This is a genomic window from Nitrospirota bacterium (genome assembly GCA_016235245.1).
Classification (GTDB): Bacteria; Nitrospirota; Thermodesulfovibrionia; order Thermodesulfovibrionales; family UBA6898; genus UBA6898.
On record JACRLO010000019.1, the window covers coordinates 62,251 to 79,791 of the forward strand.

At 50.2% G+C, this 17,541-nt stretch carries 17 protein-coding genes and 3 pseudogenes; 12 read left to right on the forward strand and 8 right to left on the reverse strand.

The window, feature by feature from the left end:
* Positions 1–10: 10 nt before the first annotated feature.
* The 3 genes and pseudogenes from HZB31_09165 to HZB31_09175 all read right to left on the reverse strand — a co-directional run bounded on the left by HZB31_09165 (position 11) and on the right by HZB31_09175 (position 3,105).
* Positions 11–2,479 carry a glycogen/starch/alpha-glucan phosphorylase gene (locus HZB31_09165; protein MBI5848102.1) on the reverse strand — a complete coding sequence of 823 codons (2,469 nt, stop codon included), beginning with the start codon at positions 2,477–2,479 and terminating at the stop codon, positions 11–13.
* 174 nt (positions 2,480–2,653) lie between these two features.
* Positions 2,654–2,878 (reverse strand): annotated as a pseudogene (locus HZB31_09170) (DUF2442 domain-containing protein).
* Between the two features lie 80 nt (positions 2,879–2,958).
* A pseudogene (locus HZB31_09175) lies at positions 2,959–3,105 on the reverse strand (DUF4160 domain-containing protein).
* Positions 3,106–3,207: 102 nt separating this feature from the next.
* On the opposite strand from HZB31_09175, the gene HZB31_09180 reads away from it, so the two are divergent.
* Entirely contained in the window at positions 3,208–3,486 is a 279-nt protein-coding gene (locus HZB31_09180; GenBank protein MBI5848103.1) for a BrnT family toxin, read from the forward strand.
* Positions 3,483–3,764: an antitoxin gene (locus HZB31_09185; GenBank protein MBI5848104.1), complete on the forward strand. Its 282-nt coding sequence runs from the start codon at positions 3,483–3,485 to the stop codon at positions 3,762–3,764. Before HZB31_09180 ends, HZB31_09185 begins: the two co-directional genes overlap by 4 nt.
* Before the next feature lie 213 nt (positions 3,765–3,977).
* Here the strand turns inward: HZB31_09185 and HZB31_09190 are convergent, their stop codons facing one another.
* The 5 genes from HZB31_09190 to HZB31_09210 are packed head-to-tail and all read right to left on the reverse strand — an operon-like array spanning position 3,978 to position 7,668.
* Positions 3,978–4,532 (reverse strand): class I SAM-dependent methyltransferase, encoded by a 555-nt coding sequence (locus tag HZB31_09190; GenBank protein ID MBI5848105.1) that lies wholly within the window; start codon positions 4,530–4,532, stop codon positions 3,978–3,980.
* Positions 4,533–4,557: 25 nt separating this feature from the next.
* Entirely contained in the window at positions 4,558–5,079 is a 522-nt protein-coding gene (locus HZB31_09195) for an N-acetyltransferase (protein ID MBI5848106.1), read from the reverse strand.
* Entirely contained in the window at positions 4,997–5,539 is a 543-nt protein-coding gene (locus tag HZB31_09200; GenBank protein ID MBI5848107.1) for a 2-oxoacid:acceptor oxidoreductase family protein, read from the reverse strand. The genes HZB31_09195 and HZB31_09200 overlap by 83 nt, the downstream gene beginning before the upstream one ends.
* A 1-nt stretch (position 5,540) precedes the next feature.
* Positions 5,541–6,290, reverse strand: a complete 750-nt coding sequence (locus HZB31_09205; GenBank protein MBI5848108.1) for a 2-oxoglutarate oxidoreductase — start codon at positions 6,288–6,290, stop codon at positions 5,541–5,543.
* On the reverse strand, positions 6,274–7,668 hold the full coding sequence (locus HZB31_09210; GenBank protein MBI5848109.1) for a diguanylate cyclase: 1,395 nt from the start codon (positions 7,666–7,668) through the stop codon (positions 6,274–6,276). Before HZB31_09210 ends, HZB31_09205 begins: the two co-directional genes overlap by 17 nt.
* A 267-nt stretch (positions 7,669–7,935) precedes the next feature.
* Here HZB31_09210 and HZB31_09215 point away from each other — a divergent pair, with 267 nt between their 5' ends.
* The 10 genes and pseudogenes from HZB31_09215 (at position 7,936) to gptM (ending at position 17,395) form a co-directional block, all read left to right on the forward strand.
* Positions 7,936–8,400 (forward strand): ribosome maturation factor RimP, encoded by a 465-nt coding sequence (locus HZB31_09215; GenBank protein ID MBI5848110.1) that lies wholly within the window; start codon positions 7,936–7,938, stop codon positions 8,398–8,400.
* A complete protein-coding gene (gene nusA / locus HZB31_09220) occupies positions 8,397–9,518 on the forward strand; it encodes a transcription termination/antitermination protein NusA (GenBank protein MBI5848111.1) in 1,122 nt (373 codons plus the stop codon). The genes HZB31_09215 and nusA overlap by 4 nt, the downstream gene beginning before the upstream one ends.
* Entirely contained in the window at positions 9,511–11,583 is a 2,073-nt protein-coding gene (gene recG / locus HZB31_09225) for an ATP-dependent DNA helicase RecG (GenBank protein MBI5848112.1), read from the forward strand. Before nusA ends, recG begins: the two co-directional genes overlap by 8 nt.
* A gap of 12 nt (positions 11,584–11,595) precedes the next feature.
* The gene (locus HZB31_09230; GenBank protein ID MBI5848113.1) at positions 11,596–11,907 is read left to right on the forward strand and encodes a hypothetical protein; all 312 of its coding nucleotides are present in this window, start codon (positions 11,596–11,598) and stop codon (positions 11,905–11,907) included.
* Between the two features lie 21 nt (positions 11,908–11,928).
* A pseudogene (locus HZB31_09235) lies at positions 11,929–12,693 on the forward strand (prepilin peptidase).
* A 27-nt stretch (positions 12,694–12,720) separates the two neighbouring features.
* Entirely contained in the window at positions 12,721–12,915 is a 195-nt protein-coding gene (locus HZB31_09240; GenBank protein MBI5848114.1) for a hypothetical protein, read from the forward strand.
* Complete coding sequence (locus HZB31_09245; protein ID MBI5848115.1) at positions 12,884–13,825, forward strand: PAS domain-containing protein; 942 nt, start codon at positions 12,884–12,886, stop codon at positions 13,823–13,825. The genes HZB31_09240 and HZB31_09245 overlap by 32 nt, the downstream gene beginning before the upstream one ends.
* Positions 13,826–13,953: 128 nt before the next feature.
* Positions 13,954–15,828 (forward strand): TonB-dependent receptor, encoded by a 1,875-nt coding sequence (locus tag HZB31_09250; protein ID MBI5848116.1) that lies wholly within the window; start codon positions 13,954–13,956, stop codon positions 15,826–15,828.
* A gap of 53 nt (positions 15,829–15,881) precedes the next feature.
* Positions 15,882–16,025, forward strand: coding sequence for a hypothetical protein (locus HZB31_09255; GenBank protein ID MBI5848117.1), 144 nt, complete (start codon positions 15,882–15,884; stop codon positions 16,023–16,025).
* 59 nt (positions 16,026–16,084) lie between these two features.
* Positions 16,085–17,395: a geopeptide radical SAM maturase gene (gene gptM, locus HZB31_09260; GenBank protein ID MBI5848118.1), complete on the forward strand. Its 1,311-nt coding sequence runs from the start codon at positions 16,085–16,087 to the stop codon at positions 17,393–17,395.
* Positions 17,396–17,541 lie beyond the last annotated feature (146 nt).

Sequence of the window (17,541 nt, forward strand, 5' to 3'; positions counted from 1 at the left end):
AAGACGGCGGTTACCGCTTGTTCAGTCCCCAGATATTGTCTGCATATTCCATTACGGCGCGGTCGCTCGAAAATTTCCCCATATTGGCGGTATTGAGGATAGACCTGCGCGACCAGTCCTCGGCGTTGCGGTACGCAGCACCGGCCGCGTCCTGCGCCTGAACATATGAGCGGTAATCGGCTAGGATCAGGTAACGGTCTCCGCCATGAAGCAGGGCATTGAAAATCGGCATATAAAGGTCCTTCTTTTCAGACGAAAAGAAGCCCCAGCCGATCATGTCCAAAGCTTTTCTGAGGTCTGCATCGTTATGGTAGTAGTCCCACGGATTGTATCCGTTTACCCGCATGCTGCTTACTTCGTCGATCTTCATTCCGAAGATGAACATGTTTTCCTGTCCCACCTCTTCCATGATCTCGATATTCGCACCGTCAAGCGTGCCGATGGTAAGGGCGCCGTTGAGCGCCAGTTTCATGTTGCTTGTCCCTGAGGCCTCCATGCCGGCTGTGGATATCTGCTCCGACAGGTCAGCCGCCGGTATCACCTTCTCGGCCTGCGATATGCAGTAGTTTGGCAGAAAGACTACTTTCAGTTTTCTGCTGACCTCTGCATCACTGTTGACAGTCCTTGCGATATCATTGACCAGTTTGATGATCAGCTTGGCAAAGAAATAGCCTGGTGCGGCCTTGCCGGAGAAAATTACGGTCCTTGGCACCATGTCTGTCTGCGGATCATGTTTGAGGCGATTGTAAAGCGTAATGACATGAAGGATGTTCAGGAGCTGCCGTTTATACTCGTGAATACGCTTTATCTGCATATCATAGAGTGATTCTTCATCCACAACAATACCGGTCTTGCGAAGGATATACTGGCCAAGCAGCGCCTTGTTGGACCTCTTCACCTCCCGCCAGGCAGCGCGGAACAAGGGGTCTTCCGCAAGAGGGATGAGCTTTTTCAGGTCATACAGGTCAGTGATCCAGCCATTACCGATCTGGGAAGTAATAAGTGCCGAAAGGCCAGGATTTGCCTGGAGCAGCCACCTGCGCTGCGTAATGCCGTTGGTTACATTCCTGATACGACCGGGAAAGAACTCATCAAAATCCCTGAACAGGGAAGTCTTCAGAATTCGCGTATGCAGCTCAGCAACGCCGTTTACGGAATGACTGCCGACGATTGCCAGGTGTGCCATGCGCACTTTCTTTTGCGGCCCTTCTTCAATCAGCGACATCCTTGCCAACCGGTCGAGGTCAGAGGGGTATCGCTGCTCGACTTCCTGCAGGAACCGGTGGTTGATTTCATAGATTATCTCCAGGTGGCGGGGCAGCAGCTTTCCGATCATCTCGACCGGCCACTTTTCGAGCGCCTCGGGCAGCACGGTATGGTTCGTATAGGCAAAGGTGCGGACGCAGATGTCCCAGGCCTCTTCCCAGCAGAGGCGCTCCTCGTCCAAAAGCAGACGCATCAGTTCGGCAATGCTTATGGCAGGATGGGTGTCATTGAGCTGGACCGCGATCATCTCTGGGAGTTTGCTGAAGGGGGTCTCGCGCTTCCTGAACCTCCTGAAAATGTCCTGAAACGTTGCTGCTACAAAAAAATACTGCTGCTTGAGTCTCAGCATCCTGCCCTGCTCCATCTCATCGCTTGGATAGAGCACCTTGGTAATATTTTCCCTCAGCATCTTGACTTCCATGGCCTTCATGTAATCGCCATGATTATAGAACTCCATATTGAACTCGAAACTCGAAATGGCCGCCCAAAGGCGCATATTATTGACGATGTCTGTCCCGTAGCCGGGGATGAGGATGTCGCAGGCCATGGCATCTACCGTGTCTGCATCTGCCCATTGGCAGCGCATATTTCCCGCCTCGTCAAGGTAGCGGTCAGACCGGCCGTAGAATTTAACTGTGTACAGAAAACCCCTGCGGTCAATCTCCCAGGGGTTTCCCTTCCTGAACCAGTTGTCGCAGAGTTCAACCTGCCAGCCGTTGACGATCTTCTGGAAAAAGATGCCGTAGTCGTACCTGATGCCGTAGCCATAGCTTGGAATGTTCAGGCTCGCAAGCGAATCCAGAAAACAGGATGCGAGTCTTCCAAGGCCGCCATTGCCGAGGCCGGGGTCATTCTCCTCGGTCTCGAGATCTGCAAGGGAAAAATCGGTGCCCTCGAGCGCCTCCCTGCATTCTTTTTCGAGGGACAGGTTCAGGATATAGTTTTTCAGAAACCGGCCCGGCAGAAACTCCATCGAAAGGTAATAGACCCTTTTCGCCCCGCTTTTATAATATGACCTCTGAGAATTCAGCCAGCGCTCAATAAGCCGGTCGCGCACGCAGTAGGCCAGTCCGTTATAAAACGTGTCTTTTCTCGGCGTGCGGTAGTCATTGCCCAGAATGGATACAATATGTCTTTGGATGTCATCTTTTAAGCTGCCACAGACAGCAACGTCTGTCGTCGTCTTCTCCGAAATATGTCCTTCCTTTTTCATGTCTGACCCCTCAAACAGATGGCAATAGACGTTCACCATGCGAATAGTTCAGCTGCATTATATCACCTTTTTGACAGTGGCGAACGCGCAGAAAAAGGGGGGGCATGAACTGAAGACTTCGTTCGGGGCAGGGTGAGTGCGTGACGTGGCGCTTCTGCGTCCTATTGCACCAAATTAGCGGCGGGCAGCTGCATGTCGGACGGATTTGTCTGCCGGCGAAATGGCAGCTTTATCCTGCAGGGGATATTTCTCGGGGTTATCGAGATTGTCGATCTCCAGATCAACATCGAGTTCAGGCCAGTATAAATGATAACCATGCAGCAGCTGAACGTCCTGAATGGCGTGCAAAGTTTGATCTCTAAAAAATGGGTAGTCCTTGTAGCTGAGAAAATATTCCTTTTCCTTTGCATAGAGTCAAATGCTAAATGACGTAATGTTTTCAACGCTTACTGAAATGCTTTTGCCATGCTTTAATGATTTCATTGATATAGTGCCAATGACACAATAGGCCCCAGCCAGAATTTTGCTTCCCCGGCTTCACAGGTCACATGGACATGAATACGGTCTTCCTCATTCGAGAGGAAGTAAAATCTGTAACCCTTTTCTCAAAAAATTGATGGGCTCATCTGCCTTGCATTCCCCCTATCCCGATTGGCATGAAAATAGGATAATATTAAGAATATCAATGCGGTTGCCAAACTGCACACAATGTGATAATCTGTCAGTGAATGAAGCTGATAAACTGGAATACCGAAAAAAGCCTTAATCTCAAAGCATCAAGGGGTATTTGCTTTGAGGATATCGTGTTTTATATTGAAAACGGCGACATTTTGGATGACTACCAACATCCGAATCAGAATAAATATCCGGAACAGAGAATTATGGTAATCGGAATTAATAATTATGCATATCTTGTTCCTTATGTTGAGGATGTGGAAGAACTATTCCTGAAAACTATTATTCCGAGCAGAAAGGCAACAGAAAGTTATTTCGGAGGTAAGAAATGAAGACAAAATTGTCTAAAGAAGAACAGGAAATATTGGATAGTTTTGAAAAAGGCGAGTGGATACCGGTAAAAAACCTGTCAAAGAGAAAAGCAGAACTGATGAAATTTGCAAAAAACACTCTAAAGAAAGACAAAAGATTAAACATAAGAATTTCTGAAAGAGATTTAAACGAACTGCAACGCAAGGCAGTAGCAGAAGGCTTGCCATATCAGACGTATGTTTCCAGCATCATTCATAAATTCCTGAGCGGCAAACTTATAGAAGCAAAGAACTGCTAACACCGCTTTCAACCAGACGCGGAACAAGCTCGGCGTGTTTTCAGTCGTGTTTGCCCGCGCTTGTTACGGCCAGCGTGTCTGCCGGACATGGCACAGAACTTACGAGGTGAAAGCCCCCGTGCCAGGTAGAAGCAGAGCCGAAGGCAAGGAGAAGGGCACCAACAGCAGGCGCCTTCAGGCACAGAAGGCATAAATGCTATAGTCTCCCGCTTTTTACGGTTTTCTGCAGATGAGCTGTGCAACTGCTTTCTTCGGGTTTTTCTTAATGCCTTCAAAGGAATGAATGATCTCCCAATCCTGAAACCATGACCGCAGTTCTCCCGGCTGAAGCAGATGATCAGGATTCTTCGGTTTTCCGAATTGGGCCTGCTCTAATGTAAAGGTCTCATACATAAGAAGACCGCCTTTCCTGATGGCTTTTCTGATAAAGGGGATGAGCGGCCGATGAAGATACCGAAAGACAAGCACTGCGCTGAAGATATCGTTTTCAAACGGATCGCTGTTTTCCCGTTCGAGATCGATATGCCTCAGTGTTACGGGAACGCCGAGCGATGCAGCTGTCTCTGCGGCCTGCTTCAGGGCCTCATCTGACCGGTCCGCAAGGACAACGGAAAAATCTCTCAAAGCGAGGACGAGGCCGTTATGGCCATCGCCGCAGGCAAGATCGAGCAGCGGAAGATCCTTCAGCCCACCAGTAAAAAGTGAGAGGTTATCCCTGAGCAGGGAGTCAGACTCAGGCGGTCCGAATGGGGCTACGGGCAGTGACATACAGGCAGAAGATCATTACCCGAAACTACACATTCCTGATGAGTGCATGCTCGTCGCACTCCGGGAATTTGGGACAGCGGATGCAGTCGCCCCAGATCTTCTGCGGCAGTTCTGCTTTGTCCGTATCCTTGAATCCTAATTTCTTAAAGAATTCTGGCTGGTATGTAAGGACAAAGACCCGTTTGACGCCGAGTTCTTTTGCCTCGATCAGGCAGTGTTCAACCATCTTTCTGCCGATGCCTTTTTTGTGAAACTCTTTTTTCACGGCGAGCGAGCGCACCTCGGCAAGATCATCCCAGAGCACATGAAGGGCGCTGACGCCTACGATGACCTTCTTATCCTCGGCAATCACAAAGTCCCTGAGGTTTTCATACAGTTCGTTGAGCGACCTCGGTATCATCTGCTCCTTGCGGGCGAATTCGTTTACGAGCTTCTGGATATCCCTGATATCGCTGATATGGGCCTTACGTATTTTCAATGCAGTCCATCCCCTTTCTGACAAGCCCTCGGTTTGCCGAAAAAGCAGCCGCTTTTTTCGGGTCGGCATTGTCCTCAAATATGCTGAATATGGTTTTTTGTCTGAGCAATGCAGTTTTTGCGATAAAGGCGCCGAGCATTACCATGTTGGCCGACTTCTGATTGTCCTGATCGCCTGCAATCCGGGTTGAAGGCACCGCGACGGCAATGACGTCCTTCCTTGCTATCTTGCCCGGGATAAGCGAAGAGTCATAGAAAAGCAGGCCGTCTTTTCTGAGGCCCGGCAGGAAGCGTTCAAGTGATGCCCTGTTCATCACGATGAGGATATCCGGCGTCGTGACCACAGGAGACCCGATCATTTCGTCAGCGATGATCACGGTGCAGTTTGCTGTGCCACCGCGCATTTCAGCGCCGTATGAGGGGAACCAGGTGACGTCCCTGCCTTCGAGCATGGCTGCCGACATGAGCATCCTGCCGAGAAAAAGTATGCCCTGTCCGCCGGAGCCTGCGATGATTATCTTCTTCTCCAAATCAGTTGCTTCCCGGGTATTTATCTTTAACCAGCCCCAGTGGGTAGGTCTGCGAGAGGGTCGTCCTGACCCATTCTGCTGCTGCCCGTGGGCTCATGCCCCAGTCAGTAGGGCAGGGTGACAGGATCTCGATCAGACTGAAGCCCTTGCCTTCGATCTGGTATCTGAAGGCCTTTTCTATGGCCTTTCTTGCGGTAACCAGGTTCTTATACGAATCAACCGCAACCCGCTGGATGTATGCGACGCCTTCAAGGGTCGAGAGGAGTTCGGAGACTTTCAGCGGATAGCCCGTGCTCTTCAGGTCCCTGCCCGTGGGCGTGGTGGTTGTTCTCTGGCCGGTGATCGTTGTCGGCGCCATCTGTCCACCGGTCATGCCATAGGTCGCGTTATTAATGAAGAAGACCGAGAAATTCTCGCCCCTGTTGGCCGCATGGATGATTTCAGCGGTGCCGATTGCCGCAAGGTCTCCGTCTCCCTGATAGGCGAAGATGATCCTGTCAGGCATGATCCTTTTGAGCGCTGTGGCCGCGGCCGGGGGTCTGCCATGCGCTGCTTCGAGTATGTCGAAATTGAAGTAATCGTATGCAAAAACAGCGCAGCCCACAGGCGCTATGCCGATGACCTTCTCCCGGATGCCGAGCGCATCGATACATTCTGCAATAAGCCTGTGCACGAGGCTGTGGCCGCAGCCGGGACAGTACCGGAATGCATCCGGTTTCAGACTCCTGGGTCGCTCAAATACTTTTTTCACGCACGTTTCCCTGGTAACAGACTATGGTATTTCTGCCCGCAGTTTTTGCTGCGTACATGGCGCTGTCTGCAGCATTGAGCAGGTCCTTTGCCGTGGATGCATTCTGCGGAAACGAGGCGACGCCGCCGCTTACCGTTATATTCACTGTCTCCGTGGCATTGATTTTTATCTCTGTCTCCCGCACTGACTGTAATATTCTTCCGGCAAGGGTGATCGCTTCATCTTCTGCCGTGTTCGGCAGTATGATAACAAACTCCTCGCCTCCATACCTTACCACAACGTCCGTTTCTCTCGAAACCGACTTGAAGATCCTGGCAAGTTCCTGAAGCACCTCGTCTCCTGCCTGGTGACCGTAGGTGTCGTTCAGGCGCTTGAAGTTATCAATGTCAAAAAGCATGAGCGAAAACGAACTGCCGTACCGTTTCGTCCTCGATATTTCAAGATCGAGATAGCGGTAAAAATATCTGCTGTTAAAGAGCCCGGTGAGGCCGTCGGTTATCGAGAGCCGTTTTGTTTCCTGGAAGAGCTTGATCTTGTCGATGATATGGGATACGTGGTTGCCGACCAGTGAGAGGAGTGCCGCAAAATCAAAATCCATCTCCCTGTTCACCCTGCTGGCCAGAAAGAGCAGGCCTATTGCCTTTTGGCTGGATAGAAGCGGTATGGCAACAATAAAGACAAAGCCTTCCTCTCGCAGCACCGGGACCCTCGAGATGGCCGTACGCTCAACAATATACATCGGCTCCTGTATCCTGAGGGCATCGTGGCAGATGGTTTCAATGCCTCCGGCAAGGATAAAGTTCTGCAGATCCGGGGAAAGGCCTTTGCTCGTCTTCAGTTTGAGTCGCTCGTCTTCGCTCATCATCAGGAAGCCTGTATGAAAGTCTGTGATGAGAAGGACTTTTTCGATCAGGTCCTCCATCACCAGGTCCATATTTTCTGATGAGATAAAGGCGCTTGAAAGGGTATTGATGATGATCAGTTCCTTGTTTCTTTTCAGGAGCTCTTTTTCGAGTCTGATGAAGTTCGTGATGTCCTTGATTACAATCCTGATAAGATAGGTTATGCCGGAATGCCTGAACGGGAGGATCAGCACCTCAAAATGCCTGTTATGAAAGACGATCCTCTCAAAATCCTCCGAGCCTGAGGAGAAGGACTGGGAGATTTTAACGGAAAGCCCGTCAAGCAGGGTTATTTCATTAAAGTTCTTGTCGATCACCGCATCTCTATCCATCCCAATGAGCGTAAAAAAACTCAGGTTGGCATCAAGGACGGTGCCGTCGGACCTCAGGATAATAAAAGGGTCGGGTATGAGATCCAGAGAGATGAACTCTGCCTGGTCCTTGTGAGCGTTTTTATCAGTGGAGACAATCTTCATGCCTTATTTGCTTCTTTACATTCGTTATGGTTTTCACCTGTTATTATTCTATTTTATTTCCAATAGCGCAATAGTATTTTATCGGGACAGCCATTCCGCGTTTATGAAGCTATTTCTATATAAACCATCTTTCAATCCGTATGGTTAGGGTGAAAGAGTAAAGGCGTTGCATTTTTGTACGTGCCATTGCTATAATCCAGATACGTAATTTTTTCAGTCTGGCGAAGTAAATTAAGAAGAGTGGGCTTTCCCGCTCTTTTGTTTTCTATGGAAGAAATACAGGAAAAGATAGCGGCGTTGGCAGAATCCATTGCGGAGCAGCATGGGATTCGGGTCTATGACGTGGAGATCGTGGGCAATGCGAGGAATCCTTTTGTGAGGGTTTACCTTGACAAGGAAGAAGGGGTTTCTCTCGATGAGTGCGCGAAATTCAGCAGGTCGCTTTCTGCGCTGATCGACGTAGAGGATCCGATACCGACGGCCTTTGTGCTGGAGGTTTCCTCCCCGGGGCTCGACCGGCAGTTGAAGAAGCTGAGACATTATGAACAGTCAAAGGGTAAGCTGGCTAAGGTGGTACTGAAGAAAAAGTCTGCAGATGGACAGAATGTGCTCATCGGCAGGATTATGGATGTTCAGGGCGACATGATAACCCTGATAACCGGGGACGAGCAGAAGCTGTTCCTACCCTTTGATGCCATCTCTCGGGCAAGATTGGAGATAGAACTGAAATGACAAAAGAACTGTGCCATGTAATTGAACAGATAAGCAGGGAAAAGGGCATCTCGAAGGAGATCATGATAGAGGCTCTGGAGTCGGCGCTGCTCTCCGCCATGAGGAAAAAATATGGCGGCAGGACAAATATTCATCTGACTATTGACCGGAAAAAGTGTGATATCCGGGTCTATGAGACGAAGCTGGTGGCTGCGGAAGTGGCTGACCCTGACCAGGAGGTCTCGGTCAAAGACGCCCAGGCTATCGATCCGGAGAAGAAGGAAGGCGATTCTATAGACTTCCCTCTCGATCTCCATGACCTGGGCAGAATAGCTGCACAGACTGCGAAGCAGGTCATATTCCAGAGGGTGCGTGAGGCAGAGCGCGATGTCATCTTCAGCGAGTTCAAGGACAGGACCGGCCAGATCGTGAGCGGCTCTGTTATGAGAAAAGAGAAGGGCGCATACTTCATCAATCTTGGCAAGACAGAGGCATACCTTGCGATCAAGGACACGCTGCCGACCGAGAACCTGAAGCGCGGAGATGTTGTTAAGGCGATTGTTGAAGAGGTCAAGATCACCTCAAAAGGTCCCGAGATTATTATCAGCAGGACATCGCCCCAATTTGTCGGCGAACTGTTCAGAATGGAAGTGCCTGAGATCAGCGAAGGCCTTGTTATCATAAAGAGTATTGTCCGCGAGCCCGGAGAACGCACAAAGATTGCTGTCACCTCAAAGGACACTGCGGTTGATCCGGTCGGCTCATGCGTCGGCATGAAGGGAACCCGGGTGCAGGCCATAGTCCGTGAACTCAGGGGTGAGAGGATCGACATTATTCCCTGGACCGATGAACCGAGGACGCTCATTGCCCGTGCGCTCAGCCCGGCAAGCGTCGAGAAGATCGGCGTCAACGAGGATGACAAGACCGCAATGGTAGTCGTCAACGACCAGCAGCTCTCCCTTGCGATCGGCAAGAAGGGCCAGAACGTGAGACTTGCGATGAAGCTCACCGGCTGGGATATTGATATCATCAGCGATACGGAATATTCAAAAATACGCCTGGAAGAGACAGATAAGGCTCTTGAGGATTCCATGAAAAAGGAATCCCAGAAAAAAGAGACGCCATCTGTCGATGCCTGACAGCACAGGACTCTCCCTCCAATTCGTAAAAGGAGTCGGGCCGCATAAGGCCCGGCTTTTTGCAAGTCTCGGTATCAGCACCATCGCAGACGCATTCCATTATCTCCCTTTTCGTTACGAAGACCGTTCAAACCTCAAGCCTATCACGGACCTTCAGCCTGACAGCAGGGAGACCGTTTCAGGGACTATTGTTTCACTCAAGGCGAAGGGCAACAGGCTCGGCATTCTGGAAGCGGTGCTCACTGACGGGGCAGGATATCTGAAGATCACATGGTTTAATCAGCCCTTCTTAAAGAAAACCTTTAAGATGGGCCAGTCCATTGTCGTCAGCGGCACGGTAAAACGGAACACCAGGGATATGCCGCATCTGATGATGGAAAGTCCGGAGTATGAGACACTGCCAGAGGATGCTGATGCCCTTATCCATACCTGCAGAGTCGTCCCCTTTTACCATCTTACCGAAGGCATCAGCCAGAAGCAGTTCAGGAAGCTCATGTTTTCGATTATCCAGGAGTATGCGGTGCATCTTCGGGATCCTCTGCCCTCAGATGTCCTTTCGAGGAATGATCTGCCTGCACTTCAGGAGAGTATCCGGCAGTTGCACTTCCCCGGCAATACCGAAAACCTTGCCGACCTCAACAGCGGCAGGACCAGATATCACCGCAGAATCATATTCGATGAGTTCTTTCTTTTCGGGCTTGGTCTTGCCGTGCTCAGGGATACTGCCGGACGGGAAAAAGGGATCAGTTTCAGGCCGATGGGAGACCTCAGAAAGGCTCTTCTGGAGCAGCTTCCCTTTGAACTTACTTCAGCACAGAAACGGGTCATGGACGAGATCGGCAGGGACATGCGTAAGTCCAGCCCCATGAACCGTCTTATCCAGGGTGATGTCGGCTGCGGCAAGACTGTTGTAGCTCTTTCTGCCATGCTCGATGCGGTAGAATCAGGGTATCAGGCAGTGCTCATGGCTCCGACAGAGATCCTTGCGGAACAGCATTACATCAATATATGCGGGCTGATCGGTCAGCTCGGCCTCAGCGTGCAGTTGATGACCGGAGGCTCGAAAAAGCAGGCTTCAGCGGACGCATCTGCTTCCGACATTATTATCGGCACCCATGCGCTGATTCAGGAGAAGGTGAAGCTCAGGAAGCTGGGGCTTGCGGTGATCGACGAGCAGCACAAGTTTGGTGTCATGCAAAGGGCGGTTCTCAGAAAAAAGGGCATGAACCCCGATGTCCTGGTGATGACCGCGACGCCGATCCCGAGGTCTCTCGCCCTTACCCTGTATGGCGACCTTGACTGTTCCGTAATCGATGAACTCCCTCCCAAAAGAAAGCCTGCGCACACCTCCTGGATGGAAGCTTCGAAGAAGGATGAGATCTATGAACTTCTCAGGCAGGAACTGAGCAGGGGAAGGCAGGCCTATGTGGTGTACCCTGCCATAGAAGAGTCCGAGAAGATGAAACTGAAAACAGCGCAACAGGGCAAAGAGGCATTTTCCCAAAAGTTTCCCGAGTTCAGGGTCGGGCTTATGCACGGCAGGATGAAGACCGAAGAGCGTGCAGCCGCGATGGGTCTTTTTAAAAATAAGGAGATCGATATCCTGGTGAGTACAACCGTAATCGAGGTGGGTGTGGATGTCCCCAATGCCTCGCTCATGCTGATCGTGCATGCCGAGCGTTTTGGCCTGAGCCAGCTGCACCAGCTGCGGGGGAGGGTCGGAAGAGGCGCTGACGATTCATACTGTATCCTGATCGCATATTGTCCCATTGGTGAAGATGCCCGGCGCCGTCTGGATATTATGGTGAGGACCAATGACGGCTTCCGGATTGCGGAGGAGGACCTCGAGATCAGGGGGCCGGGGGAGTTTCTGGGAACGCGCCAGGCAGGGCTGCCTGAGCTGAGGAATGCGAATATTATTCGGGATGCGGCCATACTTGAGGCGGCAAAAAATGAGGCTGCTGTCATCATCGAAAAGGACGCCGGACTCAAAGAATTACCTTTTCTAAAAGAACATCTTGATGTATTCTGGAAAGGAAGAGTTGACTTCTTCAAGACAGGGTAGCGGAGGCGAGGCATGAAGAAAATAATAGACGATTTCAGAAGAGGGCTGGAGAGGCTGCGCTGGTTTGCGACCGTGTTTGCCGAGCGCCTGAAGATCGAGATAGCGATATTCAGGCTTCTCTATGAATCTGACAGGATCGTCAAGACCAGAGGAGAACTTCTGAGAAAGATCGGCGAACGCGTCATGGAACTGAAGGACCAGCAGGACAAGAACATTCTGAAAGATTCGGTCGTAGCAGAGGCAGTGGCTGAGATCGGCAAGCTTGAAAAGACTATCGATGACCTCAAAACCAGGGTCGCTGAGATGGGCAGGGTTTCGGAGTAGGTGATACTGTACGGCATTGTATTTATCTTTGGTGCGCTTATCGGTTCGTTTCTGAACGTATGCATATACCGGATGCCGCGTGACCGTTCGATCGTATGGCCCTCGTCGCGCTGCACGTCCTGCAGTAATCCTATCAGACCTTGGGACAATATACCGGTGCTCAGTTTTCTGCTGCTGGGAGGCAAGTGCCGGACCTGCAAGGCCCCCATATCTTTTCGGTATCCGCTTGTTGAGGCGCTGAACGCTTTCTGCTATGTTTTTCTTCTCTGGAGATTCGGGCCTGACTGGCCGCTTCTGATCTACGCGCTGTTTTGCTCTGCGCTTATTGTCATAACCTTTATCGATCTTGATTTCCAGATCATACCTGATCGCATTTCTCTTCCCGGCATACCTCTTGGCCTGCTTGCCGGCTCGCTCATCCTGCCGGATCCGTTTATGCGGGCGGATGCGCTCGGATGGAGAGCGTCGTTCATCGGCGCTGCATCAGGGTTCCTTTTTTATTATTCCATTGCCTTTGCCGGAGAGAAAATATTCAAGAAAGAGGCAATGGGCGGAGGCGACATCAAAATGATGGCCATGGTCGGAGGATTCCTGGGATGGAAGGGCGTAATTCTGACGACCTTCCTCGGCAGTTTTTTCGGGTCGATCATCGGCATCTTCATGATGCTCTTTCGGGGAAGAGAAAAGGGCAGTCAGATACCGTTTGGTCCCTTTCTTGCGCTTGGAGCGGTGATTTCGCTTTTCTTCGGTCAGGAGATCATTATCTGGTATCTGTACCGGAGATGAGCATGACGGGATGCATGATGCGCTGACATGAACTTCCAGTATATCCAGATAACCCTTATCATTTCCGTTGTCCTGATGTTTGTTATTCTCGTTTTTTTTGTGGTAAAGCAGATTCTTGCGTACCAGAAAAAGCGGGATGAACAGGAAAACCGCGAGAGGACCCAGATTACCTTTGTTGTCGATACCTTCCATGATCTTATGTCCAGCCCTCGACATTCTTGAGCTTAACGAAGATGACGTGATCGGAAAGCCCTGCAGAGAGATATTTCGGAGTCCCATCAGGGAGATGATAGAAGAAAGAAGAGTGGTTGTGCGCGCAGAAACGGCATATACCTGCTCCGGCGGAAAGCGGCTCTGGATCGGTCTTGCGCTTTCACCGCTGAGAGACAGCACCCAGGCTGTCATCGGCCACCTCCTTGTCTTTACCGACCTGACAGAACTGAAGGCCTTTCAGTCGCAGAAGGAACTGCGTGACCGGCTCTCGACGCTTGGGGAGATGTCTGCAGGCATTGCCCATGAACTCAGAAATCCGATGGCGGTCATTTCCGGCTATACCAGGATACTGTCGAGAAAGGCTGACGATTCCCTGAAGCCTGCGGTAACCGCAATCAACAAGGAAGTCGATGTCATGAATCGGATCATAACCGACTTTCTCACCTTTGCCCGTCCTGCGGATCCGGTTTTCGGCAGAGTCGATCTTGCTGCGTTGATAAAGGGTTGTGTCGAGGCCATTGAAGAGACTGCGCAGAAGATCAGCATAACGGTCTTGATTTCAGACGTGCCGATGATTAAGGCCGACGAGGTCTTTATGCGCCAGGCGATCTCGAACCTGCTTCAGAATGCGGTTGAGGCAATGCCGGATGGCGGCAAGATCGCATTCACCTGTGCTCAGGACACGGAGTGCGTCCTGTTGACCATGTCAGATACAGGCCACGGCATACCGGAGAACATTATGGACAAGATATTCCTGCCCTTTTACACAACCAAGGAGCGTGGCACCGGCCTGGGTCTTGCCATTGTGCATAAGATCATCGTCTCCCATGGAGGTACCATCAGGGCTGAATCTTCACCTCAGGGCACGGTCTTTACCCTGGCCCTTCCTAAAGAGACCGCAGTCATTTGTCCTTCGTAACCCTGGCCTTTACGGTCAGAGGCTGAAACCGTCAACAGGGATCCGGCAGAATTTCCTGAAGCCTGACTTAATGGACATCATTACCGCTATTGCCTTATAATTCACAAAAAACACAGGGGAGGGTTATTTTGAGAACAAGGGCCTTCAGATTCATTGTATGCATTATGTTCATGCTGTCCACGTCCATTGCCGTTTTTGCTCAATCAGCGACTGAAAAGACCTTCCTGAGCCTCTATTTTACAGAGGATGAATTGACGGTCGTCTCTGCAACGCGGAGTCTCAAGTCTATCGATCGCATTGCTGAAAATATCTCGGTCGTGACCCATGAAGAGATAGAACTGATGAATGCCCATACGGTTGCGGATGTTTTAAATTCGGTCAATGGGCTGCAGGTATCATTTTTTGGCTCCAGCCCGGGCAATATTGCGCTTGCCCAGATTCAGGGGTCTGATCCGCGTCATGTTGCAGTGTTCCTGGATGGTGTGCCGCTGAACAATTTAAGCAATAATCTCACAGGATTGGAGATGCTCCCGGTCCAGCATATCGAAAAGATTGAGATAATCAAGGGTCCTGCCTCTTCAGCATGGGGTTCTTCATTAGGCGGCGTGGTAAACATTATCACAAAATCTGCATCAGACAAGGTCAGCGGTACGCTCTCGGCCTCATACGGTGAGCGCGAAACCAGTGATCTCAGGGCGGAGATAAGCGGCAGGAAAGATGCCTTCGGCTATTATGTAGCAGCCGGAAGACTTGAGACAGACGGCTTTCGTCCCAACAACGATACCCTTAACAGGAACATCTATACAAAACTGTCGTTCGATCCAGCGTCTAACACCCGGATACTTTTCTCCCTGCTCTATGGCGAGACCTTGCGGGGGGAGTATGTTGATACTGACTGGGGCGAATATGGCAAAAAACAGAACAAGCTGCTGGTTATGAATCTGTCACTGAATACGGCGCTAAGCAAGGAGTCCGACCTTGCAGTCTCCATATGGTCATATGATAATCGTGAAAAGGAGTTCGTCTATCAGCTAAGCGACAGCAGCCTGATTTTTACGGGGCAGAACAGAGACAAAAAATACGGGGCAAGCGGAAAGTTTACCTGGCGACATGAAAACCATGCAGCGGTTATGGGTGTTGATTATGAAAAGGGAACATTATGGTCATATGTCATCGAAAATGAAAAGCAGTCAATAGAAAAACGGGCTGTATACGTCAATGATACCATGACCCTCGGAAAGTTTTCCGTGACCCCGGGACTGAGGTATGACAATACGGATACAAATGGTAATTTCCTCAGTCCCAGTCTTGGAGCGACATATGACCTTGGCAAGAAGACGTTGCTGAGGGCCTATATTGCGCGCGGGTTCAGCATCCCTCCGCTGAGTTTTACCTTTCTTAATGAAACAGCTGTAGGTTGGAAGGGCAATCCTGATCTGAGAGTGGAGAAAGTTATGTCCTATCAACTGGGCATCGAAACCGGGGTATTGGAGTATCTCTGGCTGAAGATTGCGGCCTTCAGGCATGACGTGAAAGACGGGCTTGTGCCTGAGGAAGGGACGGACGGTCTCTGGTCGTTTATCAATAAGGACAAACTCAGAAGGCAGGGGGCAGAGATCGAGATGAGGACTCAGCCTGTTTACCATATGACCCTGCATGCCGGTGCAACCTATATTCAGACAAAGGACAGTGATACCGGAGAAGTAATTAAGGATGTGCCAACAAGCTCCTATGTGGTTGGACTGCAGTACGACGACAATAAAACCTTTAGGGCACTCCTTCAGGGAAGGTATATATGGTGGAATTCTGATGCATTCTATCTGGCTAAATACAGTTCTATGATCTTTGACCTGAACATGATCAGGACCATCTATCAGGCAAAGGGAAGCAAAGTTGATCTTTTCCTGACAGGCCACAATATCTTCAATGGTTCACAGTATTCGGACTCCTGGTATAAAAACTCTGCGCGCTGGATCGAGGCAGGGTTGCGCTACAGGTTTTAGGCAGACTATCACCCCCTTTCAGGGGGATACATTGTCGTGACGGAGGAATGAACATGGCGACTCCAACAAAGAAGGCTGCAACAAAGAAGACAGCAACAAAAAAGCCGGCAGCTAAGACGCTCAGTAAAGGGACAACAAAGAAAGCTGCTGTAAAGGCCGGTTGTTGCCCTGGCGGCATGGGCAGTGCAAAACGATAGCAAATAGTTTATCTCAGGACTGAAAGAAGGAGGGCTCAAGCCCTCCCTCTTTCTACTGTATGCAACTTTCCAAATACTGCAAAATCTATAAGTCAGAAAAAACTGCCGATACCCTTATCCTGTTTTCCACTAAAAACGCTGCCATAGCTGAACTGCCGGAATCGCTCCTGCAGCGCATCAACAAAAACAAGTCAATTCCCGATGCTGATGAAAAACTTCTGAGGCGGCTTGGGTTGCTTGCTGCTGATCCTGAAAAAGAGAAGAAGCGGGTGATGAGATATATCGACGAGGTAAACAGGATCAGCAGGACACTGAACATCAAGCTCGTGATGAACCTTGACTGCAACCTCGACTGCAGATACTGCTTTGAGGGCACACGAAAAGGAAAATTCTATCTCTCAAAATCTTGCGCTGATGATTTTATCTCATTTGTTCGGAGCAGGGTAGTCAGAGCAGAAAAAATGGGCTGCGGATTTGAAGATATTGTAATCACGTTTTACGGAGGCGAGCCACTGCTGAGCAAAGAGATGATCATCTCTATTGCCCAAAGACTGAAGGCCCTTGCGGGGAAGTCGGGCATAACGTTTTCATTTTCCCTTATGACGAACGGCACGCTTCTGACAAAAGCGACTGCCCTTGAGCTGAAGAAACTTGGTCTTAAAGATGCCTGTTTCACGCTTGACGGGTTGCCGGACAATCATGACAGATACCGGCCATTCAAGGGCGGCGCTGGCAGCTTCAGCATAATCCTGAAGAATATGAAAGAGACGTGTGATGTCGTCAGCATAGACCTCGGCGGCAACTATACAAGGGAAAACTACAGGCACTTCCCTGCCCTCTTAGACCTGCTTATGGATAAAGGTCTGACTGCTGAAAAAATACCATCACTGAGTTTCTACCCGATAGTCGCCGAATCTGCTTCTGTCATGCCGGACTTTCATGAGGGGTGTGTCTCAATTAACGAGCCGTGGCTGGCAGAGGCAGGAATGTTTCTGAGGGATGAAATACTGAGAAGGGGTTATTCAACCGGCCGGGTTCTGCCGTCAATCTGCATGATGGAACAGCCGAACAATATGGTAATGAACTACAACGGCGACATCTACAAATGTCCGGGCCTGATCGGCAGGCAGGAGTATAAGGCCGGGGACATCTGGAAGGGGATTGGGGACTATCATGTCTCTCATCATTTAGACAACTGGAATAATGAAAAATGCCTTGGATGTGAATATCTGCCCTTATGCTTTGGCGGCTGCAGGTACATGAAGCTGGTGCGGGACGGCAATATGGACGGCATTGACTGCAAAAGACCCTACCTGGAAGCAACACTCGAAAAGGCCGTGATGCAGGACATCAGGTACGGCCAGTTATGAAGCAGTGCTATGGGTTATTTCCAGAGCAAAGCATAAAGAAGTATGCTATGATCTGCTGATGGTATGGCTGTCTGAATTGGAGGATTAGGGCGGCCTTTATAACCGTCTATTTATGAGGGGGACATTGTTTAAGGGGTCATTTATTT